This window comes from Arsenophonus sp. ENCA (genome assembly GCF_002287155.1).
GTDB classification, from domain to species: Bacteria; Pseudomonadota; Gammaproteobacteria; order Enterobacterales; family Enterobacteriaceae; genus Arsenophonus; species Arsenophonus nilaparvatae.
Genome location: NZ_NHNG01000527.1, coordinates 1 through 1,035, shown reverse-complemented (window position 1 = coordinate 1,035; position 1,035 = coordinate 1). Strand labels below are relative to the sequence as shown.

Here is a 1,035-nt window from a genome sequence, read left to right as displayed (position 1 = left end):
CATAAACGATTATCTCGTAACAGCCGCTCTTTGTTGATCATTTCAAACCTTTATTCTCTAAGTTAAACCTCTTTTTATTCTCAATAGCGTGACAAAAAATGCAAGTCTCTATTCAGCAACTAGTTTATTGGATTATCAGTCGAAGAATTGAAAAATTTAGCCGCTGAATTTTCAGCTTGTTATTTGATTTATCGGAAAAAGAATCGAAAAGATCACGAGCGGCAGATGGGTGCAGGGCAGAAAGGATTTATCCCAACCCCACTAGATAAACTGCTTTTTATTTTATTGTATTTAAAATGTTATCCGACCTATGATTTGCAAGGACTTCTTTTTGGTTTAGACACGAGTTTCGCAGTCTCTAAAAAAGAAGTATAAATTTAAAAACAAGAAAAAATCAGGATGTTCATATTTTGTCCGGTTATCCATGCATTAAAGATATTTATAAAATATTCTTGCAAGTAAGCAGTGTAAGATACTCTAGTTTGGCGTTATCAGAAGTCAGCCCATCGCCTTTATCTCATGACACGGTTAGCCGATGGTTAAAAAGTAGATGTTTCCGCCCTAAAGACCTATGGCGATTAGTTGAACCTTCTATAGACAAAAAAAGCCCTTGTGTACTAATTGCCGATGATACATTGATTGCCAAAACACGTAGTAGAAAAATAGAGATGGTTCATTAAGCGTGTTGCTTAATAGTGAAATAAGGGTGTTTCGGTGATTGAAGTAAATTTTACGCTGTTCTGAGATGGAAATTCCAAAGACCTGCGCTAAGGAGTAAGAAGGTATCATCAATAAAGGGTCTACGATTCCGTAAAATTTGGGTCATGCAACCGAGGCGCTTGATACCCGCGATGGCGTGTTCAACTGTAATACGGATGCCCGAGATTATTTTATTTTCTTGTTTTTGTTCAGGCGATAAAGGTCTTTTTCGAGTTCCTTTTTTTGGGATTTGTGTATTAGGATGCTGTTTATCTATACCTTGAAAACCGGTATCTGCCCAGATGGTTACCTCAGGAGGAATATGGCGAATTATAT

3 protein-coding genes are annotated in these 1,035 nt (G+C 36.9%); 2 read left to right on the top strand and 1 reads right to left on the bottom strand.

Annotation, left to right across the window (positions count from 1 at the left end):
- The first annotated feature begins 147 nt into the window (after window positions 1–147).
- Together CBG25_RS13750 and CBG25_RS13745 are read left to right on the top strand one after the other, a co-directional pair.
- Entirely contained in the window at window positions 148–375 is a 228-nt protein-coding gene (locus tag CBG25_RS13750) for a transposase family protein (protein WP_290607309.1), read from the top strand.
- Between the two features lie 35 nt (window positions 376–410).
- Window positions 411–680 carry a hypothetical protein gene (locus CBG25_RS13745; RefSeq protein ID WP_290605691.1) on the top strand — a complete coding sequence of 90 codons (270 nt, stop codon included), beginning with the start codon at window positions 411–413 and terminating at the stop codon, window positions 678–680.
- A 50-nt stretch (window positions 681–730) separates the two neighbouring features.
- Here CBG25_RS13745 and CBG25_RS13740 read toward each other — a convergent pair.
- Window positions 731–1,035 (bottom strand): transposase family protein (locus tag CBG25_RS13740; RefSeq protein ID WP_290603625.1); only part of this gene is annotated, 305 nt, incomplete at its 5' end.